The sequence below is a fragment of the Corallococcus silvisoli genome, assembly GCF_009909145.1.
Lineage (GTDB): Bacteria > Myxococcota > Myxococcia > Myxococcales > Myxococcaceae > Corallococcus > Corallococcus silvisoli.
Window position 1 is genome coordinate 441,503 of record NZ_JAAAPJ010000001.1, and the last position, 25,419, is coordinate 466,921.

Annotated in this window: 24 protein-coding genes; 11 read left to right on the forward strand and 13 right to left on the reverse strand. The window is 72.2% G+C overall.

Features of this window, described 5'->3' with window-relative positions:
• Positions 1–150: 150 nt before the first annotated feature.
• Positions 151–693, forward strand: a complete 543-nt coding sequence (locus GTY96_RS01685; RefSeq protein WP_161663683.1) for a hypothetical protein — start codon at positions 151–153, stop codon at positions 691–693.
• 9 nt (positions 694–702) lie between these two features.
• On the opposite strand, the gene radA is transcribed toward GTY96_RS01685, so the two are convergent.
• The gene (radA, locus tag GTY96_RS01690) at positions 703–2,067 is read right to left on the reverse strand and encodes a DNA repair protein RadA (protein ID WP_161663684.1); all 1,365 of its coding nucleotides are present in this window, start codon (positions 2,065–2,067) and stop codon (positions 703–705) included.
• A gap of 178 nt (positions 2,068–2,245) precedes the next feature.
• On the opposite strand from radA, the gene GTY96_RS01695 reads away from it, so the two are divergent.
• From GTY96_RS01695 to GTY96_RS01720, 6 genes are all read left to right on the forward strand, one after another.
• Entirely contained in the window at positions 2,246–2,515 is a 270-nt protein-coding gene (locus GTY96_RS01695; RefSeq protein ID WP_120597359.1) for a GlsB/YeaQ/YmgE family stress response membrane protein, read from the forward strand.
• Between the two features lie 209 nt (positions 2,516–2,724).
• Positions 2,725–3,750 (forward strand): biotin synthase BioB, encoded by a 1,026-nt coding sequence (gene bioB / locus GTY96_RS01700; RefSeq protein ID WP_161663685.1) that lies wholly within the window; start codon positions 2,725–2,727, stop codon positions 3,748–3,750.
• Positions 3,747–4,928, forward strand: coding sequence for an 8-amino-7-oxononanoate synthase (bioF, locus tag GTY96_RS01705; RefSeq protein ID WP_143897863.1), 1,182 nt, complete (start codon positions 3,747–3,749; stop codon positions 4,926–4,928). The genes bioB and bioF overlap by 4 nt, the downstream gene beginning before the upstream one ends.
• A complete protein-coding gene (gene bioD, locus GTY96_RS01710) occupies positions 4,918–5,613 on the forward strand; it encodes a dethiobiotin synthase (RefSeq protein ID WP_161663686.1) in 696 nt (231 codons plus the stop codon). Before bioF ends, bioD begins: the two co-directional genes overlap by 11 nt.
• Before the next feature lie 115 nt (positions 5,614–5,728).
• On the forward strand, positions 5,729–6,007 hold the full coding sequence (locus tag GTY96_RS01715; protein WP_143897867.1) for a hypothetical protein: 279 nt from the start codon (positions 5,729–5,731) through the stop codon (positions 6,005–6,007).
• On the forward strand, positions 6,004–7,185 hold the full coding sequence (locus GTY96_RS01720) for a pyridoxal phosphate-dependent aminotransferase (RefSeq protein ID WP_161663687.1): 1,182 nt from the start codon (positions 6,004–6,006) through the stop codon (positions 7,183–7,185). The genes GTY96_RS01715 and GTY96_RS01720 overlap by 4 nt, the downstream gene beginning before the upstream one ends.
• On the opposite strand, the gene GTY96_RS01725 is transcribed toward GTY96_RS01720, so the two are convergent.
• From GTY96_RS01725 to gluQRS, 10 genes are all read right to left on the reverse strand, one after another.
• On the reverse strand, positions 7,166–8,602 hold the full coding sequence (locus GTY96_RS01725; RefSeq protein ID WP_143897871.1) for an ABC transporter substrate-binding protein: 1,437 nt from the start codon (positions 8,600–8,602) through the stop codon (positions 7,166–7,168). The genes GTY96_RS01720 and GTY96_RS01725 overlap by 20 nt on opposite strands.
• Complete coding sequence (locus tag GTY96_RS01730) at positions 8,602–9,432, reverse strand: tetratricopeptide repeat protein (RefSeq protein ID WP_143897873.1); 831 nt, start codon at positions 9,430–9,432, stop codon at positions 8,602–8,604. The genes GTY96_RS01725 and GTY96_RS01730 overlap by 1 nt, the downstream gene beginning before the upstream one ends.
• Before the next feature lie 136 nt (positions 9,433–9,568).
• Positions 9,569–11,362 carry a phosphoenolpyruvate carboxykinase (GTP) gene (locus GTY96_RS01735; protein ID WP_143897875.1) on the reverse strand — a complete coding sequence of 598 codons (1,794 nt, stop codon included), beginning with the start codon at positions 11,360–11,362 and terminating at the stop codon, positions 9,569–9,571.
• A gap of 359 nt (positions 11,363–11,721) precedes the next feature.
• On the reverse strand, positions 11,722–12,348 hold the full coding sequence (miaE, locus tag GTY96_RS01740) for a tRNA-(ms[2]io[6]A)-hydroxylase (RefSeq protein WP_143897877.1): 627 nt from the start codon (positions 12,346–12,348) through the stop codon (positions 11,722–11,724).
• A 337-nt stretch (positions 12,349–12,685) separates the two neighbouring features.
• On the reverse strand, positions 12,686–13,351 hold the full coding sequence (locus GTY96_RS01745) for a hypothetical protein (RefSeq protein ID WP_161663688.1): 666 nt from the start codon (positions 13,349–13,351) through the stop codon (positions 12,686–12,688).
• 140 nt (positions 13,352–13,491) lie between these two features.
• A complete protein-coding gene (locus GTY96_RS01750; RefSeq protein WP_161663689.1) occupies positions 13,492–13,941 on the reverse strand; it encodes a hypothetical protein in 450 nt (149 codons plus the stop codon).
• A gap of 209 nt (positions 13,942–14,150) precedes the next feature.
• A complete protein-coding gene (locus tag GTY96_RS01755; RefSeq protein WP_143897883.1) occupies positions 14,151–14,990 on the reverse strand; it encodes a GNAT family N-acetyltransferase in 840 nt (279 codons plus the stop codon).
• Positions 14,991–15,034: 44 nt separating this feature from the next.
• Positions 15,035–15,688 carry an AgmX/PglI C-terminal domain-containing protein gene (locus tag GTY96_RS01760; RefSeq protein WP_143897885.1) on the reverse strand — a complete coding sequence of 218 codons (654 nt, stop codon included), beginning with the start codon at positions 15,686–15,688 and terminating at the stop codon, positions 15,035–15,037.
• Between the two features lie 70 nt (positions 15,689–15,758).
• The gene (locus tag GTY96_RS01765) at positions 15,759–16,736 is read right to left on the reverse strand and encodes a hypothetical protein (protein WP_143897887.1); all 978 of its coding nucleotides are present in this window, start codon (positions 16,734–16,736) and stop codon (positions 15,759–15,761) included.
• A gap of 161 nt (positions 16,737–16,897) precedes the next feature.
• Complete coding sequence (gene gluQRS, locus GTY96_RS01770; RefSeq protein ID WP_235685278.1) at positions 16,898–17,836, reverse strand: tRNA glutamyl-Q(34) synthetase GluQRS; 939 nt, start codon at positions 17,834–17,836, stop codon at positions 16,898–16,900.
• Between the two features lie 88 nt (positions 17,837–17,924).
• Between gluQRS and GTY96_RS01775 the strand changes: the two genes are divergently transcribed.
• Both GTY96_RS01775 and GTY96_RS01780 read left to right on the forward strand, forming a co-directional pair.
• Positions 17,925–18,779, forward strand: a complete 855-nt coding sequence (locus GTY96_RS01775) for a metallophosphoesterase family protein (protein WP_143897890.1) — start codon at positions 17,925–17,927, stop codon at positions 18,777–18,779.
• A 33-nt stretch (positions 18,780–18,812) separates the two neighbouring features.
• Entirely contained in the window at positions 18,813–20,426 is a 1,614-nt protein-coding gene (locus tag GTY96_RS01780) for an adenylate/guanylate cyclase domain-containing protein (protein WP_161663690.1), read from the forward strand.
• A gap of 37 nt (positions 20,427–20,463) precedes the next feature.
• On the opposite strand, the gene GTY96_RS01785 is transcribed toward GTY96_RS01780, so the two are convergent.
• On the reverse strand, positions 20,464–20,847 hold the full coding sequence (locus GTY96_RS01785) for a hypothetical protein (protein ID WP_143897894.1): 384 nt from the start codon (positions 20,845–20,847) through the stop codon (positions 20,464–20,466).
• A 212-nt stretch (positions 20,848–21,059) separates the two neighbouring features.
• Complete coding sequence (rlmN, locus tag GTY96_RS01790) at positions 21,060–22,136, reverse strand: 23S rRNA (adenine(2503)-C(2))-methyltransferase RlmN (protein WP_143897896.1); 1,077 nt, start codon at positions 22,134–22,136, stop codon at positions 21,060–21,062.
• Positions 22,137–22,306: 170 nt separating this feature from the next.
• Between rlmN and GTY96_RS01795 the strand changes: the two genes are divergently transcribed.
• Together GTY96_RS01795 and GTY96_RS01800 are read left to right on the forward strand one after the other, a co-directional pair.
• On the forward strand, positions 22,307–23,797 hold the full coding sequence (locus GTY96_RS01795) for a glutamate--cysteine ligase family protein (RefSeq protein WP_161663691.1): 1,491 nt from the start codon (positions 22,307–22,309) through the stop codon (positions 23,795–23,797).
• A gap of 60 nt (positions 23,798–23,857) precedes the next feature.
• Entirely contained in the window at positions 23,858–25,387 is a 1,530-nt protein-coding gene (locus GTY96_RS01800; protein WP_161663692.1) for a hypothetical protein, read from the forward strand.
• The last annotated feature ends 32 nt before the right edge of the window (positions 25,388–25,419 follow it).

Here is a 25,419-nt window from a genome sequence, read left to right on the forward strand (position 1 = left end):
AGTCCTCGTTCCCGGGCGCGCGCCTTGCCTCGCGCGGGGGCTCACGTCCCGCGGTGGCGCGGTCCGCGCGGGCGGCTTCGGACGTCAGGAAGGGGCTGGCGAGGCACGTCAGTCCCGGCTGGTAGCAAGGACTGCTCAGGGGGGCTCGACATGCCAGAGGGATGGCTCGCGAAATTCAGCGGAGGTCTGGTGCTCATCCTGACGCTCGGGGGCTGCGCGACGCCGGGTGTCCATGCCCTGCCGGTGGGGATGCACGGCTACGGGCGCTACCACGGTGCTTCCGCGCCCGCGTTCGCGAAGGACACGACCGTCGCGCGCCGCAGGACTGGCGGCGCCGTGGGCCGCGAGGCGCTGGGCCGCTACCTCGCGTTCATCCGCGAGAAGCGGGTGTCCTTGATGCAGCCCGCCGTGATGGAGGTGGATCGCCAGGAGGGCCATGCCGTCCTGAACGAGCTGCTGCTCTGGGCCTCCTCGCGGCCCGAGGAGGACCTCGCGAAGGACGCGCCGCTGGAGGTGTACCTGCGGCTGAAGGCCCGGCATGCACGGTGGCTGCAGGCGGTGCGGATGCGCGCGGCCCAGGTGGAGGCCTCCCGCCGCGACCCGGCTCGGCTCCACGCGGACCCCGGGGTCTTCCCTGCTCTTCCGCCCCTCACGGAGCCCCCGCGCCTGTCCCCGCCTCGGCCCCCGCGCTGAGGCGGGCCGTCAGTCGAACATCGCGGCCAGCGCCTCGCCCAGCGTCTCCACGCCCACCACCTGGAGTTTGTTGGAGGACTCCAGCCGCCGCGCGCTGCCGGCGGGCAGCACCACGCGCTGGAAGCCCATCTTCGCGGCCTCCGCGAGCCGGGGCTCCACCTGGCCCACCGCGCGCACCTCGCCCGCGAGCCCCACCTCCCCCAGCACCAGCGTCTTGGCATCCAGCGGCCGGTTCTGGAGGCTGCTCACCAGCGCCGCGCACACCGCCAGGTCGCACGCCGGTTCGCTCAACTGCATGCCGCCCGCCACGTTGACGAACAGGTCGCAGCCCACCAGCGGAATCTCCTCCTTCTTCTCCAGCACCGCGGCCAGCAGCGCCACGCGGTTGCCGTCCACGCCGATCGCCGTGCGGCGCGCGGTGCCGTAGCCCGTGGGCGCCACCAGCGCCTGCACCTCCACCAGCAGCGGCCGCGTGCCGTTGAGCGTGCTGGTCACCACGCTGCCGGACTTGCCCTGCGGCCGCTCGGAGAGGAACAGCGCGGAGGGGTCCGCCACCTCCACCAGCCCCACGCCCTTCATCTCGAAGACGCCGATCTCGTTGGTGCTGCCGAAGCGGTTCTTGTGCGCGCGCAGCAGGCGGAACGGGTGGCCCCGCTCGCCCTCGAAGTAGAGGACCGTGTCCACCATGTGCTCCAGCACCCGGGGACCCGCGATGGACCCTTCCTTCGTCACGTGCCCCACCAGGAACGTGGGCACCCCGCTGCGCTTGGCGAAGGCCATCAGCCGGCCCGCCACCTCGCGCACCTGGGTGATGCTCCCCGGGGCGTTGCCCAGCTCCGGCAGGTACAGCGTCTGGATGGAGTCCACCACCAGCGCCTGGGGCTTCAGCGCCTCCGCCGCCTGGAGCACCCGCTCCGCGTCCGTCTCCGCGAACAGGTGGATGGCGTCGCTCTCCACCCGCAGGCGCTCGGCGCGCATCTTCGTCTGGCGGAGGCTCTCCTCGCCCGACACGTAGAGCACCGGCCCGTGCCGCGACAGCTTGTCCAGCGCCGCCAGGAGCAGCGTGGACTTGCCGATGCCCGGGTCGCCGCCCAGCAGCACCAGCGAGCCGCCCACCACGCCGCCGCCCAGCACGCGGTCGAACTCCGCGATGCCCGTGCGCCGGCGCACCTCCGTCTCCCCCGTCACGTCCTGCAGCTTCACCGGCCGGGAGGCGCCCCCCGACGCGCCCCACGCCGGGCGCTTGTCGTCCACCTTCGCTTCGGTCTCCTCCAGGAGCGAGCTCCAGGCGCCGCAGTCCGGACACTTCCCGAGCCACTTCGCCGTCTGGTAGCCGCAGGCCTGACAGGTGTAGTGCGTCTTCGCCTTCGCCATGGGTTGAGCTGTCTACCCCAGACCCCTGACGTTTCCCCGTCCCGCGTGGACGCCATGGCCGCAGGGCAGGCAGGCGTCATGTCGTGGATCAGGTAGCGAGTTGCCCCACAGGGTGGGGCATCCCACGTTCTGCTCCACGGGCGTCGCGCGGAGCGAGCCCCCACACAGGGAGAGTGTCATGGGGATTATCGCGTTTCTGGTGATTGGTCTGGTCGCGGGGCTCATCGCGCGCGCCATCATGCCGGGCAACCAGTCGATGGGGCTCATCGCCACCACGCTGCTGGGCATCGCCGGCTCGTTCGTGGGCGGCTTCGTGGGGTCGCTGTTCTCCAGCGACGGGCGCGTCTTCGACCTGCACCCCACCGGCCTGCTGTTCTCCGTCCTGGGCGCGCTGGTCGTGCTCTTCCTCGTGGGGCTCGCCGGCCGCGGACGCCGCGTCCACGTGTAGTTCACGCGGGGCATCTCCCAGCCGCCGCGGCGGGGACACCGCGAGGGACGTCCGTCACGCACGGGCGTCCCTCTTCTTCCGTCCCCACCGGCCTCCCCCACGGGGGGCCCGCTCGGGACGGCGGCTCGTCAACCCCCTGTCGCGAGAGCGTTGACAATGGCCTCCGGGCCACGCACCGTCGGCCTCCTGACGTCTCTCAAGGAGCCCGCATGTCCGACACCGCCGAGTCCTTCCACGGCCACGCCCACCACGCCGCCCCCGCCCCGGAAGGGGTGGTGGTGCGACACGACTGGACGCTCGCGGAGGTGAAGGCCCTGTACCAGCTGCCGCTCCTGGACCTGGTGCACCAGGCGCAGACGGTGCACCGGCGGGTGTTCGTGGAGAACAAGGTGCAGCTCTGCTCGCTGCTCTCCATCAAGACGGGCGGCTGTCCGGAGGACTGTGCGTACTGCCCTCAGGCGGCGCGCTACAAGACGGGCGTCAAGGCGGAGAAGCTGATGGCGGTGCCGGAGGTGCTGGCCGCCGCGACGCAGGCCCGCCAGGCCGGGGCCACCCGCTTCTGCATGGGCGCGGCGTGGCGCGAGGTGAAGGACGGCCCGCAGTTCGACAGCGTGCTGGAGATGGTGCGCGGCGTCCGGGCCCTGGGCATGGAGGCGTGCGCCACGCTGGGCATGCTCAGCGACAGCCAGGCGAAGCGCCTGCGCGAGGCGGGCCTGTCCGCGTACAACCACAACCTGGACACGTCGCCGGAGCACTACGGCGACATCATCTCCACCCGCACCTATGACGACCGGCTGAAGACGCTCGACCGGGTGCGCGGCGCGGGCATCTCCGTGTGCTGCGGCGGCATCATCGGCATGGGCGAGTCCGTGGACGACCGCTGCAACCTGCTGCGCACGCTGGCCAACCAGGACGTGCACCCGGAGTCGGTGCCCATCAACGCGCTCGTCCCCGTGGACGGCACGCCGCTGGCCGACCAGCACCGCGTGGAGTCGGTGGACATGGTGCGCACCATCGCCACCGCCCGCCTGCTGATGCCCCAGGCCATGGTGCGCCTGTCCGCGGGCCGCATGCAGATGAACGAGGAGGCCCAGCTGCTGTGCATGATGGCGGGCGCCAACTCGCTCTTCTTCGGGGAGAAGCTGCTCACCACCGGCAACCCCGAGTACACCCAGGACATGGCGCTCCTGGAGAAGGCGGGCATCCGCCCCCTGGAGCCCCGGCAGGACCGGTGAGCGCCACCGCTTCCGTCGCCGACGGCTGGGCGCGCGAGGACCTGGAGGCCCTGAGCGCGAAGGGCCTGCGCCGCGCGCTGGAGCCGCTCGACTCGCCCCAGGGCGCCCAGGTACGCCTGGGCGACGGGTGGCTCATCAACTTCTCCTCCAACGACTACCTGGGCCTCGCGGCGTCCCCCGCCGTGCGCGCCGCCGCCGCGTCCGCGCTGGAGCGCTACGGCGTGGGCACCGGCGCGAGCCGGCTGGTGGTGGGGGACATGGTGCCGCACCAACGGCTGGAGGCGCGGCTCGCCCGCTTCGAGCGCGCGCAGGCCGTGCGCCTCTTCAACTCCGGCTACGCGGCCAACACCGGCATCCTGCCCGCGCTGGTGGGCCCCGGCGACGCGGTGTTCTCCGACGCCCTCAACCACGCCTCGCTGGTGGACGGCTGCCGGCTGTCGCGCGCGCGCGTCGCCGTCTATCCGCACGCGGACGTGGCCGCGCTCCGCCGCGCGCTGGAGGAGACGCCCGCGCGCCGGAAGCTGGTGGTCACCGACAGCGTCTTCTCCATGGACGGGGACGTGGCGCCGCTCCGCGCGCTGGTGGAGGCGTGCGAGGCCCACGGCGCCGCGCTGATGGTGGACGAGGCGCACGCCACCGGCGTCCTGGGCGCCCGCGGCGCGGGGCTGTGCGAGGCACTGGGCCTGGAGGACCGGGTGGACCTGCGCATGGGCACGCTGAGCAAGGCGCTGGGCGGCCTGGGGGCGTACGTCGCCACCTCGCGCGCCGTGGCGGACCTGCTGGTGAGCCGCGCGCGTCCGTTCGTCTATTCCACCGCGCTGCCCGCCGCCCTGTGCGCCGCCGCCGAGTGCGCGGTGGACCTGGTGGAGCACGACCCCGCTCCGCGCGAGCGGCTGTGGGGCCACATCCACCGCTTCACCGACGGCCTGCGCGCCCTGGGCCTGCCCGCCGAACCCCGGAGCGCCATCTTCCCGGTCATCCTGGGAGAACCCGCGCGCGCCCTGGACGCGGCGAAGCGCCTGCGCGAGGCGGGACTGCTGGTGAAGGCCATCCGTCCGCCCACCGTGCCGGAAGGCACCAGCCGGCTGCGCTTCTGTCTCTCCGCGGCCCACACGACGGACCACATCGACCTGGCGCTGGAGGCCCTGCGCCGGGTGGGAGTCTCCCATGGCCCCTGACGCCTTGCGCTTCTTCGTCACTGGCACGGACACCGGCGTGGGCAAGACGCAGGTGTCGTGCGCGCTCCTGTCGCTCCTCAAGGACGCGGGCCTCCAGCCCCAGGGCTTCAAGCCCTATGAGAGCGGCTGTGCTTCGCTGAAGGCGCCCTCGGACGCGCTGGCGATGCGCGAGGCCGCGGGCAGCACGCTGCCGGTGGAGGCCGTCTGCCCGCACCGCTTCCGCGCGCCGCTGGCGCCGGGCATCGCGGCCTCGCGGCTGGGCCGGGAGCCGGACTTCCAGGTGACGCTGGAGGCGTGGAGGCGGCTGAAGGGCGGGACGGTGGTGGTGGAGGGGGCAGGGGGGCTCTTCGTTCCGGTGGACTCGAAGCGCGACGTGGTGGACCTCATCCAGGTGTTCCGCCTGCCGGTGGTGCTGGTCGCGCGCGCGGGGCTGGGCACGCTCAACCATGTCGCGCTGTCGCTGGAGGCGCTGGCGTCCCGGAGGGTGGCCGTGCGGGCCGTGGTGCTGTCGCGCGGAGTGCCCGGGCGCGACCTGTCGGAGCGGGACAACCGGCGCTACCTGGAGGCCCGCCACGGGGTGGAGGTGCTGGGGCCGGTGCCCTACGTGGCGGACGCGCGCAAGCGCCATCTTGCGTTCCGGCGCGCGCTGGCGCCGCTGGTGCCCGAACGCGCGCGGGCCCGATAAATCGGCCTCCGCCGCGTTCGGCTTGAGGGCGCGTGCTACAGGTCGCGCAAGTTTTCGCGTGGTGGTGGCCGCGAAATGGACGTCCCGTTTGTTCCGCGCGAGAAAGCCGGCACGAATGGCGGACATCATCGACATCACGCTCCTCGCGGACGTCCGGCGCTTCTTCCAGAAGCTCATTGAACAGCGCGGCCTGTCCTACTTCCTACAGAAGGACGGTCCTCGGCTGTTCCAGCTCGAACCGTCCAAGGTCGAGCTGGTCCTGCGCACCGCGATCCGCACCCGGAACCCGGAGCTTCCCCAGCCGCACGAGAAGGCCATCGACCACTGCCGGCAGGAGCTGCGCCGCGAGCTCATCCGCCGCGTGGCCAGCGCCATGCTGCAGACGGGGCTGTGAGCCGCTTTTCGCTCCGCACCGCCTTCGCGCGCACTCCCAATCCGCTCTCCCAGGCCGTCGCCGAGCGCCACGCGCGCGGGCTGAGCGTCCTGGACCTCGCGGAGACCAACCCCACCCGCGTGGGGCTGCCCCTGCCCGACGCGGACCTCCTGGCCCGCCTCCCGGCCTCGCCCTTCCTCTACACGCCAGAGCCCTTCGGCCTGGCGTCCGCGCGCGCGGCCGTGGCGTCCCACCTGTCCCAGCGGGGCTCGCCCGTGGACGCGGCGCACGTGGTCCTGGGCGCCAGCACCAGCGAGGCCTACGGGTGGCTCCTGAAGCTCCTGTGCGACCCGGGAGACTCCCTCCTGGTCCCCGCGCCCGGCTACCCGTTGGTGGACGTCCTCGCGCGCCTGGAGGGCGTGCACGCGCGGCCCTACCGCTTGCCCGCGGTGCATGGCTTCGGGCTGGACGTGGAGCAGGTGGAGGCGGCCCTCGACGCCCGCACGCGCGCGGTGTTGGTGGTGAACCCCGGCAATCCCACTGGCCACTTCCTTCACGAAGGGGAGCTCGTCGCGCTCGCGGACGTGTGCGCGCGCCACGGTCTGGCGCTCATCTGCGACGAGGTCTTCTGTGATGCGGGCTGGGACACGGAAGCGGGGCGGGTGACGTCCGTGGCGGGCCGGGCCCTTCCCTGCCTCACCTTCGCCCTGTCCGGCCTGTCCAAGGTGGCGGGCCTGCCCGGCCTGAAGCTCGCGTGGCTGCACGTGGGCGGCCCCGCGCACGCGCGCGACGAGGCCCTGGCCCGGCTGGAGGACGTGGCGGACGCGGCCCTGTCCGTGGCCACGCCCGTCCAGCTCGCGCTGCCCGCGCTCCTCGCGCACGCGCCGCGCTTCCAGGAGGCGCTGCTGGCGCGGGTGAAGGGCAACCGGGAGCGGCTCGTCCAGGCGCGCCCGGCGGACGCGGCCTGGGACGTGGTGCCCGCGCACGGCGGCTGGAGCGCGGTGCTGCGCATCCCGCGGGTGCCCGGCGAGGAGGCCACCTGCCTGCGGCTCCTCGACGAGGGGGTGCGCGTGCAGCCGGGGTACTTCCACGACTTCGGCGGCGGTGCGTACCTCGTGCTGTCGCTGCTGCCGACGCCCGAGGTCTTCACCGCCGCGCTGGGGCCGCTGGCGCGGGTGCTCAGTCCGCCGGCGGGGTGATGAGCTGGATCGTCTTGAAGCCGCTGCTCTCCACCTTGAACAGCTCGTACGGAGAGGGCGCCTCACCCGTCTCGTTGTTGAAGTCCAGGTCTCCGCTGGCGCCCTTCACGTTGATGGTCTTGCCCGCGCGCAGGTCGTCGCGCGCGTTGGTGAACTGCACCGGGCCCAGCGAGTAGCTGGTGGCCGTCTGCCCCGTCGCGGGGGTCACCTTCGTGAGGCCCTCCGCGATGCGCGTGCCGGTGACGGGCTGCGGGTTCTTCAGGTCGTTGCCCACCGCGTACGCCGCGCCCAGCGTCACCAGGTACATGGCGTCGTAGGCGTGGGCCGTGAAGGAGAACTGCGCGGGGTCCGTCTTGTAGGCCGTGACGAAGCGGCTGTTGAAGAGCTGGTAGACGGAGTCCTGCGGCCGGGCGGACGCGGGCGCCGTGCCGTACGCGCCGACGATCTCCGACTTGCTCGTGCCCAGCGACGTCAGGAGCGTGGGGTCCTTGCTGGCGTCGGTGAGGAACCACCGGTTGCCGTTCGCCACGGACACGCCCGCCGCGGACGCCGCCTGCAACAGGCGCGCGTTGTCCTCGGTGAAGCCCGCGAGCACCGTGAGGTCCGGCTTGGCCTCCACCAGCCGGCTCACCGCGCCGGACACGTCCTTGTTGCGCTCGTACTGCGCGCCCGTCAGCGTCTTCGTCTTCAGCCGGTCCAGCAGCGCCGAGTACAGGCCCTGGCCGTAGGTGTCGTTCACGTACGCGACGCCCACCTTGGCGGGAGACGTGAACGTGTTGCCCGGGTCGTTGATGGCCGTGGTGCCGCTGAGCACATCCGCGATGACGCGGCCCTGGAGCAGGTCCGAAGGCGTCGTGCGCCACACGAGCCCCACCGTGCCGCCGTTCTTGTCATCCAGCGCGGTGAAGGCGGCGCTGGTGGCCGTGTGGCTCATCACGAGCACGTTCTTCGGGATGGTGATGCTGCTGATGCCGATGGTCTGCGCGCTGCCCGCGCTGAACACCGCCACCACCTGCTTGTCATTCACCAGCCAGCTCGCCTGCGTCTTGGCGTTGTCCACGTTGGCCTGCGTGTCGCAGATGTACAGGACGAACTGCCGACCGCCCACGCCCTCCAGCGCGTTCACCTCGTCGAGGGCCAGCTTCAGCGCGTTGAGCCGCTGCTGTTCGATCTCCGAGGCCCCGCTCGCGTTGGTGAGCGGCACCACCGCGCCCAGCGGAATCGGGTTCGCCGAGGAGGTGGCGCCCACCACCTGGCCGCACCCCGCGGGCTGTGGCAGGCAGTAGCCCGAAGTGCAGACGCTGTTGGCGCCGCAGTCACCGCTCGTCACGCATTCAGACAGGCCGCCCGCCGTGGTGAAGCTGCACCCGGAGGCCCACAGCGCCATGCCCAGCGTCATCATTCCCAGCGCGCGCATCAGAAACGACCCTCCATGCCGACCCCGGCACCGCGCGGCGCGAGCGTCACGCGGACCTCGCCCTGCGCGGGGGGGCCTTCTTTGGGATACAGGATGATGGCGGTGATGGCCCCCGCCAGGCCCACGCCGAAGCCGATGTCCGCGAGCAGCGCCTTGCTCTTCGTGCTGTCGGAGAGCCGCTGCTTGTCCGCGAGCGTGGTGGCGTTGTCGAACTGGTCGCGCTGGTCGCGCGCCTGCAGGCCGAACAGCACGCCCGCGCCCACGCCCAGCACCGCCACGCCGCCCGTGGCGAACGCGGCGATGCGCTGCTGGCGGTAGGACTTCATCGCGCGGTCCAGCTCCGCCTGACGCTGGCGCTGGTTCTCCTCCTCCGCCCTGCGGGCCGCCGCCTGCTCCTCGTCCGCCTTCTGCCGCGCGGTGTCCGCCTCCGCCTCCAGCCGCTTGCGGTCCGCGTCCGCCACCGCCTGCGCCTGGTCCTCGCGGTCCAGTTGCACCCGCAGCCGGTCGATGGCGCGGTTGCTGTTCTTCAGCAGGGCGGGGTCGGTCTCCTCGCTGGAGGACGTGACGTACTGGCGATAGAAGGTCATCGCCTCGCGGGGCTCGCCCGCGTACTCCAGCGCCACGGCGATGTTGTAGACGAGCCGCGGGTGCGGCTGCGCCTCGTTGGCCTGCTTCAGCGCCTCGGCGGCCTCGCGGTACTTGCCGGCGTCATAGAGGCGCTTGCCCTCCTTCAGGAGGGCCGGCACGTTGACCTTGGCTCCGCCCCGCTGCGCCAGGGCCGAGCCCGGCGCCAGCGCGAGCGCCAGCGACAACACGAAAACCAGTCTCATGGGGCGCACAGCCTACCGCCGAACATTCCGGCCGTCGAAGCGGCGACCCCCCGAAAAGCACCGGGGCCACCCCCACCCCCCGGTGAAGGAGGGCGGAAGCAGCCCCGGAAGGGCCTTCCCGGACGTCAGGCGGCGATCAACCGTCCAGGCGCGCGATGAGCAGCTTGCGCTGGAGCATCAGGGCCTCGGGGGCCTTGGTCCCCAGCTGCTCGAAGAAGACCTCCTGGCTCTTGAGCTCGCTCTTCCACTCGTCCTCCTTGATGGAGGTGGCCTCCGCGACGGCCTCCGCGGACAGGTCCAGGCCGTTCAGGTTGAGGCCCTGGTCCTGGCGCGGCACCCAGCCCAGCAGCGTCTCCTGCGTGGGGACGCGGCCGTGCACGCGGTTCACGATCCACTCCAGGACGCGCATGTTGTCCCCGAAGCCCGGCCAGATGAACTTGCCGTTCTTGTCCTGGCGGAACCAGTTGACCTGGAAGATCTTCGGCAGCTGCGGGATGGACTTCTGCATGTCCAGCCAGTGCTGGAGGTAGTCGCCCATGTGGTAGCCGCAGAAGGGCAGCATGGCCATGGGGTCGCGGCGCACGACGCCCACCTTGCCGGTGGCCGCCGCCGTCGTCTCGCTGCCCATGGTGGCGCCCAGGAACACGCCGTGGGTCCAGTTGAAGGCCTGGATGACCAGCGGGACGGTGTTGGAGCGGCGACCGCCGAAGATGAGGGCGCTGATGGGAACGCCCATGGGGTCGTTCGCCTTGGACGACAGCACCGGGTTGTTCGTCATGGGGGCGGTGAAGCGGCTGTTCGGGTGCGCCGCCTTCTCCGCGCTGCCCTTCTTCCAGGGCTTGCCCTGCCAGTCGGTGAGCTCCTCGGGGACCTCGCCGTCCTTGCCCTCCCACCACACGTCCCCGTCGGCCGTGAGGGCCACGTTGGTGAAGAGCGTGTCGCGGGAGATGGTCTCCATCGCGTTGGGGTTGGTCTTGTTGTTGGTGCCGGGCACCACGCCGAAGTAGCCGGCCTCCGGGTTGATGGCGTACAGGCGGCCATCCGGACCGGGGCGCATCCAGGCGATGTCGTCGCCCACGGTTTCGATCTTCCAGCCCGCGTACTCCTTGGGCGGAATCATCATGGCGAAGTTCGTCTTGCCACACGCGGACGGGAAGGCGGCGGCGACGTAGGTCGTCTCACCCTTGGGGCTGGTGACGCCCAGGATGAGCATGTGCTCCGCCAGCCAGCCCTCCTCGCGGCCCAGGTAGCTGCCGATGCGCAGCGCGAGGCACTTCTTGCCCAGCAGCACGTTGCCGCCATATCCGGACCCGAAGCTCCAGATGGTGTTGTCCTGGGGGAAGTGGCAGATGTAGCGGCGGTCCGGGTTCACGTCGCCCGTGGAGTGCAGGCCGCGGTTGAAGTCGTCGCTGTCGCCCAGCATGTCCAGCGCGGCCTTCCCCATGCGGGTCATGATCCGCATGTTGAGCACCACGTAGTCGCTGTCCGTCAGCTCCACGCCAATCTTCGTGAAGGGGCTGCCCAGCGGGCCCATGGCGTAGGGCACCACGTACATGGTGCGGCCCTTCATGCAGCCTTCGAACAGGTGGCCCAGCTTCGTGTACGCGGCCTCCGGGTCCATCCAGTTGTTGGTGGGGCCCGCGTCAGTCTTGTTCGGCGTGCAGATGAACGTGAGGTGCTCGACGCGCGCCACGTCATTGGGGTTGGAGCGGTGCAGGTAGCAGCCGGGGCGCTTCTGCGGGTTGAGCGGGATGAGCGTGCCGTCCTTCACGGCCTGCTCGGTGAGGCGCTGCTTCTCCGCCTCGGAGCCGTCGCACCAGACGATGCGGTCCGGCTGCGTCATCGCGGCCATCTTGGCCACCCATGCCAGCAGCGTGGGGTTCTTCGTGGGCGCCTGCTCGGTGGCGGCGGCCGCTTGCGTCGAAGTCATGGAGCTTTCCTCGGGGCGTTTCATGAGTCGGGTCTCCCGCATTCCGCGTCGTGCGAGGGGGGAAGACCCTACCAGCGGAAGGAACACCAAACCTTCTGGACCCAGGCCGCAAAAGCAACTGACGTCCGGCAGTCAACCGGACTTTCGACCGCTCTGGCCTAATTCCTCTTATCAGCGCCCGGTCGCCCATCAGTAAACGGCGCGGTGCGGCACACACGGAGGGCAGGTCGAAGCCGTCCGGGATGAGGGGCGCGCTCCCCACGCCCACCGCCATCGTCCCGTTTCGCAGCATCACCACGGCTGTCTTGTTTTGATGGGAATGAGGCCCCGTCGCGTCCGCCTCGCCGAAGGCGTGAGCGTCAGTGGATGGCGGCGCGCAGGCCCACGTCCGCCATCACCCGGGACTCCTGCGCCAGCAGGTATTGCAGGCGCGCGTCCACGCCCGCCTCGTCTCCGTTGGACGCGGTGACCGCGAGGCGGTGGAAGAGGGACTGGTGGCCGTCCTCGGACTGGGCCAGCTCTCCGTAGAAGCGGGCGAGCCCCGGGTCGGTGAGCCCCTCCGCCAGCAGGGACAGCCGCTCGCAGGAGCGCGCTTCGATGATGGCGGCGACGAGCAGGCGGTCCACGCGCCGCTCCAGGGCGGGGGTGCGCACGTGCTTCTGGAGGCCCTGGGCGTACGGGTCGCCCGCGTCCTTGGTGAGCGTGAGCCCGCGCGCGGCCATCAGGTCCAGCACGCGCGCCAGGTGGGCGCTCTCCTCGCGGGCCAGGCGGGCCATCTGCGCGGGCAGGCCGGGCAGGTCCGGGTAGGCCTGGAGCATGGACAGCGCGTTGGCGGCGGCCTTCTTCTCGCAGTGGGCGTGGTCCACCAGCACCGCGTCGAAGTTCGCGAGCGCCAGCGGCAGCCAGCCGGGGTCGGTGGGCGCGTGGAGGATGACGGGGCCCGCTCCGGAGAGGGGACGGCGGGAGGGCGTGGGACGGCTGCTCATGCGGGGGCGGACTGTAGGGCATCCGCCGGGCGCCGTGCGCGGGTGTCGTGAGGGGCCAAGGCGAGCCCGCTTCCTCCCGGGACGTGCCAGCCGCGCGAGGTGGGGCAGCGCTCGCGGGGGCGCCTGTGCACCGTGCCTCATCCGTGCGGTCAACGCGCCTCGGCGCGAAGGGGGCGGCGCCCGCGGGGTGCCTGCACCGTGCGGTCAACGCGCCTCCGCGCGAAGGGGGCGGCGCTCGCGGGGGGCCTGCACCGTGCGATCAACGCGCCTCGGCGCGAAGGGGGCGGCGCCCGCGGTGGCGCACTCGCACCGTGCTTCGCGGGAGTCCTGGTGCGCTTCACAGCGGCGGGTTCGTGCCCTCCTTCGACGCGAGCAGGGTGACGACGTAGTCATCGCCCTCCTGCGCTTCGCGGGCGATGAAGACGGAGCCGCGCCACGTGCGCAGGCCGCTCATCAAGAACGCGCCGTGGTCGGCCGCGGCCCGGTGCACCAGCTCCACGCGGCAGAGCGTGGCGCGGCACTCCAGCGACTTCACGCGCGAGGTCGCGGGCAGGTGCTCGCGAAAGGCGTCGTCGAGCGTCCTCGCGGCCCGGGCGCTCCAGTCGCCGTCCACCGGCTCCTCGGCGAAGGCGCTGAGCACGCGCGTGCGGGACTGCTCGAAGGAGGGGGGCGGAGGACGGAGGGGCGGCGGCGGGGGCACCTCGTCCCCGGCTTCCGTCGCCGGGGCCTCGGCCGTTGGGGGCGCGCCTCCCTGAGGCGGACGGGCTCCCGCCGTGGCGGACGGGCGCGCGGCGTTGGCGGCCCACAGGCGCATCGCGGCCTCCGCGGCGGCGCGGCGCTCAGCCTGGTTCGCGTCGTTGCCCACCGTGGACTTGCGCACCTGGGCCCGCAGCTCCTCCAGGGCCTCGTCGGAGGCCCGCTGATGGCTGACGAGCGCGAACAGCCCGCCGACGATGGCGGCCGTGTTGGCGACGGCGAGGACGGTCTGGAGCCGGGAGGACATGGGGCGCTCACGGGGCTGCGGGCGCTGCGTGGGAAGGGACGGGCCGCGCGAAGGGGAGGAATGTGAAGCCTTCGCGCGGCCACGCATCAGGACCGCACCTCCGCCGGCGACCTCCGCCGGCGGAAGTCATGAGGCGTGCCTCAGTCGATGGTGAAGCCACCGATGATGCCGCCAGACTGCAGGCCGCAGCGGAAGACGATGGCGTAGTCCTCCCACACGTAGCGGTCCCCCGTGTTGATCGTCTGCCACGCCATGGGGCCGGACAGCGTGTACGTCGTCGCGCCCACCTGGCCGGCGTTGCCCACGCCGTTCACGGTCTCCGTCTCGCACCAGCTGTTGTTGCCGTAGATCTGCACCGTCGTCGGGTGCGTGCCCACCGTCCACATCGGCACGGAGGCGATCGCCAGGCGCGTCGTCGTACAGTCGTTGCGGATGGCGGAGTAGCTGTGGACGTTGAAGCACGAGGCGTCGGACGCATATGCGGCCTTGAATGCGATGCCAGGGTAGTACTGCCACGCGGCGGCGCTCCCCGCGCTCAACGCCACGACCCCGAACGCGCACACCTTCGCCAACGTCTGGAAAGCCTTCATGGAACTGCTCCCGTGAAATGCGGCGGGGATTGGATCCGCCGGGCTCGCGGATGCCGCGCGCCACGCGCTCGCAGGAGCAAGCGCCATGCCCCGGGTCAGGGATGGTGTGAATTCACTTGTTTGCGTGAATTATAGGTAGTCCATGTTGTTCCGGGAGCAACGCGGCCTGTTGCCTGTGTTGTCCCCGGGGCCACACGGTGGTGCGCGGGCTACTCCACCAGCACGAGCCGCTGGGTGCGGCCGGCGTGGTAGCCCACCTTGCGCGCGATGCGGGCGGTGCTCTCGTCGCGCTCGTCGATGCGCAGGGCGAGCCGAGGCAGCGACGACAGCAGGTGCCGGGAAATCTGTCCCAGGCACAGCGTGGCGTGGCCCTGACGGCGGCGGGAGGCCAGGGTGTACATGCCCTCCAGCTCCGCGCCGAACTGCGAGCGGCAGCCGATGTCCACCTTGAACACGAGCGCGCCGTCGTCTTCCAGCACGTAGGTGCGGCGCTGGCGCACGCGCTGGAGGAGGCGGGCCTCGTAGTGGGCGGGGTCCTCCGCCAGCGGATCCCGCTCCAGGATTTCGCGCACGTAGCCCTGGGCCAGCGGCAGCAGGCGGGGCACGTCCTCGTCCCGGGCCAGGCGCAGGGTGGGGTTGGTGAACGGCCCCAGGTCGTCCGCGGAGACGCTGAACAGCCGCTGGGTGCGCGACAGGCGCGGCTTGCCTTCGCACAGGCTGCGCACCAGCGCGTCCACGGAGGACTTGTCCCCCACGGTGGCGCGCAGCTTGAGGCTGGCGGCGAGCGCGTCCGCGATGACGCTGGTGGCGCTGGCGTCGCTGGCGCTGGGCACCACGAGCCCGCCCTCGCCGCCCACGAAGACGGCCGCGGTGAGCACGCCGCTGTCGAAGCGGCCATGGAAGGAGAAGGCCGCCTCGCGCGCCGGGGCCGCGATGCCGAACTCCTCCAACAACCCCAGCAGGTAGAGGTTGTGGACCGGATCCTTCGCCAGCAGCGCGCGCAGGGCGTCCGTGTGGGAAGGCGCGAGCTGTTCGACGGTGACGGGCATGCGCGAGGGGAAAGGGGGGGCTGAACCTTAAGCGCAACCCGACCTCACGGGCCAGCGTCCCCCGGCACGCCGAAGCGGAACGGGTACACGAGTGTCGCGGACCCACCCAAATGCGGCGCCGGGAAGCGCGCGTCCAGCAGCGAATCCAGCACGCAGGCCTGCACCATCGGGTCCGGGATGGTGCTGGAGAGCAGCTCGCCCCGGTTCATCTTCCCGTCCGCGCCTTCCCCCTCCACGGTGAAGCGCAGCTTCACTTCCTGTGTGCCCCGGTTGCGTTGTGCCGCGTCCTGGAAACATTGCTGCACGAGCGGAGTCACCGCCTGGAGCGCCAGGCGCAGGTCCTCCGCGTCGATGCGTCCGGAGGTGGCCTCCACCTCGGGCTCCACCCACTCCACGCGGCGCGGATCCGGGGCGTCCGGCCCGCCGCGCGGCGGTGGCGGCGCGCGCGTGGGCTCACGCACGGGAGCGGTCGGGAGCGGAGGGGGTTCGGCGTGGGTCTCCGCGCGGGGAGACTCCGGAGGTGGCGCGGGCGTACGCGGGGGCGCGGCGCGCGGCGGCTCGGCGGGTTCGTCCTGCTCCTGCGCGCGGTCCAGGAAGCGCGTCACCCAGGCGGCGCCCAGCGCGAACAGCAGGAACAGGCCCAGGGTCACGCCTGGGATGAGGAGCCAGCGGGGGAGGGTGGGGTGCGAGGGCGCCATGGACGGAGCCCTCGCGTCATACCCGCCTCACGGGGGACCGTGAAGCGGGGATGCACCCGAGCGCCCGGGACTACGGATACACCTCGCGGCGCGTCGTGGGCGTCGTGGGCGTCGTCGGGGTCGTGACCACCGCCCCTTCGGCGCGGATGCGCTGCTTGCGGCTGACACCCAGGGTGGCGCCGAGCACCGACGCTCCGAGCCCCAACAGCAGCCCCCAGAAGATGCCCCAGAAGACGCGGCCGGAGCTGCCGGCCACCTTCAGCGCGCCCTGCTGCACCTGCTCACCCATCTGGCTGGCCTTGCCCTTGGCCTGGTCCACCTGCAGCTCCACGCGGTTGGCCACGTCCTCCGCGTCCTGGCGCGACAGCTGGGTGTTCTGCGCGATGTTGCTCACCAGCAGCTCGCGGTCCACGTGGCCCTGGCGCACGCCCTCGGTGACGATGTCCTTCGTCGCCGACTCCAGCTGGTTCGCCGTGATGGCGGGCTTGCCCTGCTGGCGCAGCCGCTGGTTCACCGGCGCGAGCGCGTCGTTGGCGTCCAGTCCGAACGCCTTCGCCGCGGAGCCGCCCCCCGTCACCGCGCCCACGGCCGCCGCGCCTCCCGCGCCCACCGCGGCCTTGCCCACGTTGAACACCGTGCCCAGCACCGACGACAGCAGCATGCCCACCAGGAAGGTGCCCAGCAGCGTCGTCACGCCCCACAGCACCGCGCCGTGCAGCGCGCCTCCCGTCTTGTCCACGATGCCCGCGGTGCGCGCGGCCACCACGCCGCCCACGAACAGCGCGACGAGCGGCGTGATGACGCTCCAGATGCCGGTGAAGGTGCCCGCGGACCTCGCGCTCCCCGCGTTGGCGGGGTTCACCGACGACAGGCCCAGCGCGAGCCCCAGCGTGTAGAGGAGGATCCACACGCCCAGCGCCACGAAGGCGCCGCCGAAGATGGCCCCCCAGCTCAGCTTGGAGGCGCTGCCTGGAATGGCCTGGATGACGTCGGCCCGTTCTCTCTCTCGGATGATGCCAGCCCGTTCGCTTTCCACGATGGTCGCCATTGGATTTCCACCCTCGCTTCCCGTGTGTCTGTCGCCTGGCCGCGTCCGTCACGGCGAGGACGTACGTGTCGGGATGAAGGTGTGCACCACCCGACGCGACCCTTCACCAGTTCCGCACGTCTGCCCCGTGCACGAGGGTGGGACGGGCGGCCGGGTGTGCCTCAGCGCAGGCCGAGCGCGTCGAGGAGCTGTCCCTCGCGCGCCACCACCGGCGCGCGCGGAAGCACGTCCGCGCGGAAGCGGGCGACGAGCGCGGGCAGCGTCACCGGGCCGCCGTCGCCCAGGCCGCTCCAGGCGGCGAGCAGGCCCAGGACGTGCTCGGGGGGCCGGCCGCGCGCGCGCAGCTCCGCGAGCGCGAACGCCCCGTCGCGCTTCGCCAGCCGCTTGCCGTCCTCGCCCAGCACCAGCGGCACGTGGAGGAACGCGGGCGCCGTCAGTCCCAGCGCGTCGTAGAGCTGGAGCTGCCGGGGCGTGGAGGGCAGCAGGTCATCCCCTCTCAGCACATGGGTGATGCGGCTGTCCGCGTCGTCCACCACCACCGCCAGCTGGTAGCTGGCCACGCCGTCGTTGCGGCGCACCACGAAGTCCCCCACCAGCGCCTGCACGTCCTGGGCTTGGGGGCCCATCAGCCCGTCCACGAAGCGCACCTCGCCCGCGCGGGCGCGGAAGCGGTACGCGGGGGCCCGCGTGCGGGCGCGCTCGGAAATCTGTCCGGCGGTGAGGTGCGCGCAGGTGCCCGGGTAGCGGGGCCCTTCGTCGGAGAGGCCATGGGGGGCGCTGGCCGCGCGGGCGATCTCCGCGCGCGTGCAGAAGCACGGGTAGATGAGGCCTTCGCGCTCGAGCCGGTCCTGCGCCTCGCGGTACACGGCGTCGCGCTCGCTCTGCACGAGCGGCGCCTCATCCCAGGTGAGGCCCAGCCAGCGCAGGTCCTCGTAGAGGTCCTGGAGGAACTGGGGCTTGCAGCGCGCGCGGTCCAGGTCCTCGATGCGCAGCAGGAACGCGCCCCCCGCGGCCCGGGCCTGGAGCCAGCCCAGGAGCGCGCTGCGCACGTTGCCCAGGTGCATGCGTCCGGTGGGGCTGGGGGCGAAGCGTCCTCGCATCGTGGGCGAAACCATAACTTCCTCCGCGCGCCCGCTGGGAGAGAATGCCCCGCCGCCTCCTTCCGTTCCCTGGGATGTGATTCCGTCCATGCGCTTCCTGCACTGCTCCGACGTCCACATCACCGAGGACTACTTCGCCCTGCCGTTGCGCAAGCTGGGCTGGCGCCGCTGGGTGGCGCTCGTCGAGCTGACGGTGGGGGGCCGGGCGAAGGCCTACCGGAACGCGCAGGCCACGCTCGCCGCCATCGCCCGCGACGCGGGCACGCACGGCGTGGACCACTTCATCCTCTCCGGAGACCTCACCGCGTACGCGCTGGAGGGGGAGTTCCGCGCCGCCCGCGCCGCGCTGGGGCCGCTCGCCCAGACGCCCGCGCGCTGCACCGTCATCCCTGGCAACCACGACGTCTTCACCCCCGGCGCCGCCCGCGCGGACCGCTTCGCCCAGCACTTCGGCGGGCTGCTGGAGAGCGACCTGCCCGAGTACCGCCGCGAGGGCGCCTTCCCCTTCGTGCGCCTGGTGGGGGAGGGCGCCGCGGTGGTGGGGCTGTGCTCCGCGCGCCCGCTGCCCTCGCCCGGCCTGTCCTACGGCACCGTGGGGCCCGCGCAGCTCGAAGGGCTGGCGGCCCTGGTGAAGGACGCCCGCCTGGAGGGCCGCGCCATCCTGGTGGTGGTGCACCACGCGCCCCGGAGTCCCGCCGACCACGCGGACGGCTGGCACCACGGCCTGCGTGACGCGGACGCGCTCCTGAAGCTGCTGCCGGGCCCGCGCTTCGCGGTGCTCCACGGCCACATCCACCAGCGCTACCACCACCCCGCCACGGCGGACCGGCCCCACCTGTTCGGCGCGGGCTCCTCCACCCAGGCAGGCAAGGAAGGCTACTGGCTCATCGAGGTGGCCGGCGGCCTCGTGGTGGGGGGGACGAAGCACGTGCCGGTGCTGTGACAGCCTCGCCCCGCGGCGGTACAAGGGGCGGACATGACCCTGGCGCTCCAGCCCCCACCCCCTGAGTTGTCCTTGGAGGAGTACCGCTTCCTGCGTCAATTGGGGCGTGTCGCGGACGACCTCCTGGAAGAGAGCCTCCGGGAGCGCGAGACCCTCAGCCAGTGCTTCCAGCGCTGCTTCCCGGTGCTGCTCCAGCACCTGGGCGCGCGCGCCATCGCCGTCACCACGCGGGACGAGGAGCTGGTGGAGCAGACCTGGAGCGAGGGCGACTGGGGCGGCGTCTTCCCCGGCGGGCTGCTGGCGGGCGTCCCCGGCGTGAGCGTGCGGGACACGGGCACGCTGCTCACGCAGACGCTGGACGTGGCGGGCTCACCGGTGGGCACGCTGGGCGTGCTCCACGCGGGGCCGCCCGGCGACGCGGAGACCACCGCGAAGCGCCTGCGCGCGCTGGACGTGGTGGCGGAGGAGCTGGACACGGTGCTGATGCTGGTCCACACCGCGTCGGAGAAGCACCAGCTCATCCTCCAGTGCAACGAGCACCTGGCCAACCCCGTCTTCGAGGCGGGCATGGACCAGGCGGTGCGCACGCTGGCGCAGCGGGTGCGGCTGCCGGGCTTCCTCTTGCTGTACCGCGACGCCGTGCAGCCGCAAGTCCTGCACTACCGCACGTACCGCCACGGGCAGCTGGAGTACGAGAGCGGTAAGCAGCCGGGGGCCCCGCTGGAGGCGCTGCTGCACCAGCACGGCACGCGGCTCCTGCACGGGGACGCGGGCGTGCTCAAGCGCCTGTTCGACGGGCGCACCACGGAGGCGGTGCTCATCTCCGCGGCGGCGCGCAGCGAGCCCCTGGGCAAGATCGTCGTCTGGAGCAACGAGGGCTTCTCCGCGTACGCGATGGACCTCATCCGCGTGCTGGCCTCCACGCTGAGCCAGCGGCTTTTGGACTACAACCGCGAGCGCATCCACCTGTCGCAGTTCTTCCCCACGGTCGCCATCGACGCGCTGCTGGAGGATCCGGACTACGCGCGGCACCTGCGCGCGCAGGTGCAGGAGGTGGGCATCCTGTTCGCGGACATCAACGGCTTCACCCGCATCTGCGAGCAGGGCTTCGACAGCCCGCGCAGCATCGGCCGGTTCGTGGACGAGTGGAGCGCGCGCGCCGTGGACTGCATCTGGGCGCACGGCGGCGTGTTCGACAAGATGGTGGGGGATTGCGTCATCGGCCTCTTCGGTCCGCCCTTCTTCCAGACGGATCGCGTGCGCCGCGCGGAGGCCGCCGTGCGCGCCGCGTGCGACATCCAGGCCTTCACCGCGGAGCTGAGCGCGCGGGAGGAGGTCGCCGCCTTGTGCCGCCGGGTGAAGCTGCCGGGCCTGGGCGTGGCGGTGGGCGTGAACCTGGCCCCCGCCAACTGCGGCCTCTTCGGGCCCAACCGCAGCTACACCGCCTTCTCCAGCGGCATGAACCAGACCGCGCGCCTCCAGTCCCTGGCGGGCTTCCGCGAGACGCTGGTGATGGAGAGCGTGCACGAAGCACTGAAGTCGTCGCGGGAGCCCTTCGTGCGCAAGCTCCAGTTCGGGCCCCTCACCGAGTCCCCGGTGAAGAACGTGGCCCTGCCGCTGCGGCACTTCCAGCTGTCGCCGCACTGAGGCGCCAGCGTGCCCGCGCGCGGCCGGGCCCGGCGCGTCAGGCCAGCAGGTGCGCGCCCGCGTAGCGGCGCGAGAAGTGGATCCACCGGCGCTCGTCCACCTCCACCTGCCACTCGCTGTTGGGCGTCAGCGGCAGGCGCTGCTTGAGGAAGCTCTCCAGGTGGTCCGCGGCCTTCAGGGGCGTGAGCCCGGGGGCGCGGAACGCGATGTGGAGCACCACGTCCAATGACGGCGCCACGTCCACCGACGCACAGATGCGCAGCGTGCCCACGCGCCGCTGGTACTGCGTGTCCGACGCCGGCCACGCGGAGGGGCCCTCGGCCTGCCGCGCCTGCTCGAGCCAGTTGTCGGGGATCAGGATGAAGTCGAGCAGGTTGCTGCTCGCCTCTTCCACCGTGCCGTGCTCCTGGATGGAAAGCATTGCCCACCTCCGCCGGGAAAGCCGTTGGGGTTGCGTGGAAGCCGTCGTCAAAAGAATGTGCCCACGAGCCCATGCCACGCAAGGGCCCACGAAAATCCATTCGCTGCTCGCACTTCATGACGCACGTGCGAGCGGGGCGCACGCTAGCGCAGCGGTGTGACACTGCAGGTCGGGTGGACGCGCGGGGTGTGCCGCGCGACCCCCGAGGTTGCCTAGGAGGCGACGGGGAGGGGGCGGCGGGGCTTGCGCTCCACGGCGGCCTTGAGCTGGCCGCAGCCCGCGTCGATGTCGATGCCGCGCCGCTGGCGCACCGTGCTGGGCACGCCGTGCGTCGTGAGCACGTCCTGGAAGGCACGCACCGCGTCGGCGACGCTGGGGCCGCCGTCGTAGCCCACGGTGGGGTTGAGCGGGATGACGTTCACGTGCGCGTCCATCCCGTGGAGCAGCTGGCCCAGGTGGTTCGCGTGCTCCGCGGTGTCGTTGCGGCCGGCGATCAACGTCCACTCGAAGAAGATGCGCCGCTTGCGCTTCGCCACGTAATAGCGGCACGCGTCCATCAGCTCGTTCAGCGGCCAGCGGCGGCCTGCGGGCACCAGCGCGGCGCGCTCCGCGTCGGTGGCGCCATGGAGGCTCACCGCCAGTTGCACCGGGCGCGCCTCGTCCGCGAGCCGCAGGATGCCGGGCACCACGCCCACGGTGGACAGGGTGATGAAGCGCGGCGCCAGCGCGAGCCCCTTGGGGTCCACGAGGATGTCCACCGCGGCCATGGTGTGCTCGTAGTTGTGCAGGGGTTCGCCCATGCCCATGAGCACGATGTTGCGAAGCGCCTCCCCTCGCGCGCGCAACAGGCGCGTGACGTGGAGCACCTGCCCCACGATCTCTCCCGGCGTCAGGTGGCGCGAAAGCCCCATCTGGCCGGTGGCGCAGAAGACGCAGCCCATGGCGCAGCCGGCCTGGGTGCTCACGCACACGGTGGCGCGGCCCTTGAAGCGCATCAGCACCGTCTCGATGGTCTGCGCGTCGTGCAGGCGCAGGAGCAGCTTGTGGGTGAGCCCGTCGCTGCTGAAGCTCTCGTGGTGCGTGGCGAGGGTGCCCAGGCGCGCGCGCTCCTGGAGCACGGCCTGGAGGTCCGGGCGCAGGCCCGCCACGTCACCCAGCGCCGTCACCCCGTCGCGGTACAGCCCCGTCCAGACGCGCTCGCGGTACTGGGGGCTGAAGCCCCAGCTGGCGAGCCGCGCGTCCAGCGCGGGGCGGGGCAGGTCGTGGAGGTCGAGTGGGGCGTCCGGCATGACGGGGCGGAGATAACACACCCGGCCCGCGCGCACCCGGGCCCGCAGGCTCGGAGGGCGGGCAGGGGAGTGCGAGCGCCGCCATGCGTCCGGGCTCCGGGCCGTTGCGGCGTCCAGCGGGTGACACCTCGCGTGCCAGCGCGGCGCGTCGTGCCAATCGTGGAGGGCCTATGGGGCTCGCCATCCAGCAGGAGGAGTTCACGCCGGAGGAGCACGCGCGGTTCGTGCACCGGCTCGAGGAGAGCCTGGAGGCCCTGCGCCAGGTGCTCCAGCGCCCCGGCTTCGGCGTGGGGCCCACGACGCTGGGCGCGGAGCTGGAGGTGGCGCTGGTGGATGGCGCGGGCTCTCCGCTGCCGGTGAATCAGCAGGTGCTGGCGAGGTCACAGGACGACCGGCTGACGCTGGAGCTCAACCGCTTCAACATGGAGCTGAACCTGCGGCCCTCGCTGCTGGCGGGGCGGCCGTTCACCGGGCTCCAGGCGCAGCTGGAGGAGGTGTTGGGGGAGCTGGGGCGCGCGGCGGCCGGCGAGGGCGCGCGAGTGGCGGCCGTCGGCATCCTGCCCACGCTGCGGCAGGCGGACCTGGGCAAGAACGCGCTCACGCCGCAGGCGCGCTACCGGGCGCTGGCCACGGCCATCCGCGGGCGGCGCGACGGGCCCTTCCAGGTGGCCATCGCGGGCGACGACACGCTCAACCTCGCCTGGGAGGACGTGACGCTGGAGGGGGCGAACACGTCGCTCCAGTTCCACCTGCGCGTGTCTCCGGAGGACTTCGCGCGCGTGTACAACGCGGCGCAGCTGGCCACGGGGCCGGTGCTGGCGGCGTGCGGGAACTCACCGGTGTTCCTGGGCAGGCGGCTGTGGGAGGAGACGCGCGTGGCGCTCTTCCAGCAGGCCACCGACGACCGGAGCGACAGCGACGAGGGCGCGCAGCTGCACCCGCGCGTGACGTTCGGTCAGGGCTGGGTGCGCGAGGGGCTCCACGAGCTGTTCGCCGAGGCCGTGGCGCTCTATCCCCCGCTGCTGCCCGTGGTGGGGCACGAGTCCCCGCTGGAGGTGGTGGCCGCGGGCGGCCTGCCGAAGCTGGAGGAGCTGCGGCTGCACCAGGGCACGGTCTGGTCGTGGAACCGGGCCGTCTATGATCCGCAGGGAGGCGGGCACGTGCGCATCGAGCTGCGCGCGCTGCCGTCGGGCCCCACGCCCGTGGACATGGTGGCCAACGGGGCGTTCCTGCTGGGGCTGACGTTGGGGCTCGCGGAGCGGGTGGACGCGCTGCTCCCGGCGCTGCCCTTCTCGCAGGCGCGGCGCAACTTCAAGCGCGCGGCGCACCACGGCCTGGACGCGACGCTGCTGTGGCCGGCGGAGGTCGCGCCCAGCCCCCGTCCGGTGCCGGCGGTGGACCTGGTGAAGCGGCTGCTCCCGGTGGCGCGGCGCGGCCTGGTGGAGGCCGGGGTGGAGGCGGCGGAGGCGGACGGGATGCTGGACATCATCGCGCAGCGCGTGGCCCTGAAGCGCACCGGCTCCCGCTGGCAGCGGGCGGTGCTGGAGCGGCTGGAGGCCCACATGCCCCGGCAGGACGCGCTGGCGGCCATGCTGGAGCGCTACCTGGAGCACGCGGAGGAGGGGCTGCCGGTGCACACCTGGCCCGTGGAGCCGCGCTGAGGTCCGGGCGCGGTGGGGCGCCTGGGGGCCCCTTGTCGGGACGGGGGACTCGCGGTGAATATGGCGGCCATCCGGGTCGTCAGCCTGCGGGCCAATCGACTCGCGCTGAAGGGTGTCGTCTCCGTGACTGCCTCCCCGTCCCTGTCGTTCCGCTCCGGCGCGCGCCGGAGGTTCCTGTTCGTGCCGCTGCTGGTGCTCGCGAGCGCGCTGAGCGCGTGCTCGTCCGTTCGCGGGCACGCCAATGACCTGGCGGAGAAGGGCCGCTTCGTCGAGGCCGCGGAGGTCTACGTCAAGCTGGTGCAGGAGTCGCCCAACAACCCGGAGCTGCGCGCGTCGCTGGAAGACCTGCGCTGGCGCGGGTTGTCGCAGCTGCTCACCCAGGCGCGGCAGGCGCGCGTCGAGGGGCGGGACGAGGACGCGGAGGTGAACCTGGAGCAGTTCCTTGGCTACAAGGTGAAGTGGAACTCCAAGCTGGACGGCGGCATGGAGAGCTCGCTGCTGGAGGAGATGGCGGGCACGCACCGGCACCTGCGCCAGCTCATCATCGAGCAGGCGCAGCGGGGGCACGCGCTGACGGCGGAGGCGCACCTGGACCGCAAGCGCGCGCTGCTGGCCCACCCGGAGATGGCGCCCATCCGCCGCGACGTGGAGGAGGCGGTGCAGCAGGGCGGCGAGTCGACGTGCGCGAAGCTGAAGCAGACGCTCTCCGGGGCCGCCGAGCACTGGACGGACCTGGTGTCGCGCTACTGCGCGCACTATCAGCAGCCCGCGCCGCGCGCGCGGATGTTCCCGGAGGCGCTGGGCGTGCCCGCGTGGCAGGCGTCCATGGACGGCATCAGCAACGACGTCGTGCAGTACCTGATGACGCGGCTGTCGGGCGCGTTCGAGGCCTCGCCCTGGTATTCGGAGGCGTCCACCCGGCAGGTGCCGCTCACCCTCGCGGGGAGCCTGAGCGAGCAGCGGACCAGCCAGCCGGTGGAGCTGACGGCGCCGTGGACGGAGCGGGTGCCGTACACGGACCACGAGGACCGCACCGCGACGGCGGAGGTGCCGTACACGGTGGAGGAGTCGTACGAGGACAAGGGCCAGATGAAGAAGCGCCTCGTCCGCCAGACGAAGACGGTGGAGTACAAGACGACGGTGGAGGTGACGAAGTACCGCGACGTGTCGCGCTCGTTCGACTACCACGCGCTGCGCCGGGGCGTGGAGTACCACTTCGCGGTGGTGGCGCAGGGCATCCTCCAGGACCGGCACGCGCCGCTGGCGGTGAAGGCGGAGAAGGCCCTGTCCGCTTCCGGCTACGAGCACAACATCACCTTCGAGCCGGGAGGCGTGCGGCCGCAGCACTTCGAGCGGCCCGACAAGGAAGGGTGGCTGGACGCGGAGCTGCGCGGCTACGAGCAGACCTTCTTCCAGTCGCTGCTGGCGCGCTGGCAGGACTCCTTCTGCAAGGCGTCCGTCTTCGCCCGGGAGGAGGCCGCCCGCTGCGCGCGCGGAGGCGCGGAGCTGCCCGGTCCCGCCAAGCAGTCCCTGCTGGACACGCTGGGCGACGACGCGGGGCGGGTGCACCAACTGTACGTCTGGAACTGAGCGCGGCGGGGACGCGCGCCGCGCCGGGGGCC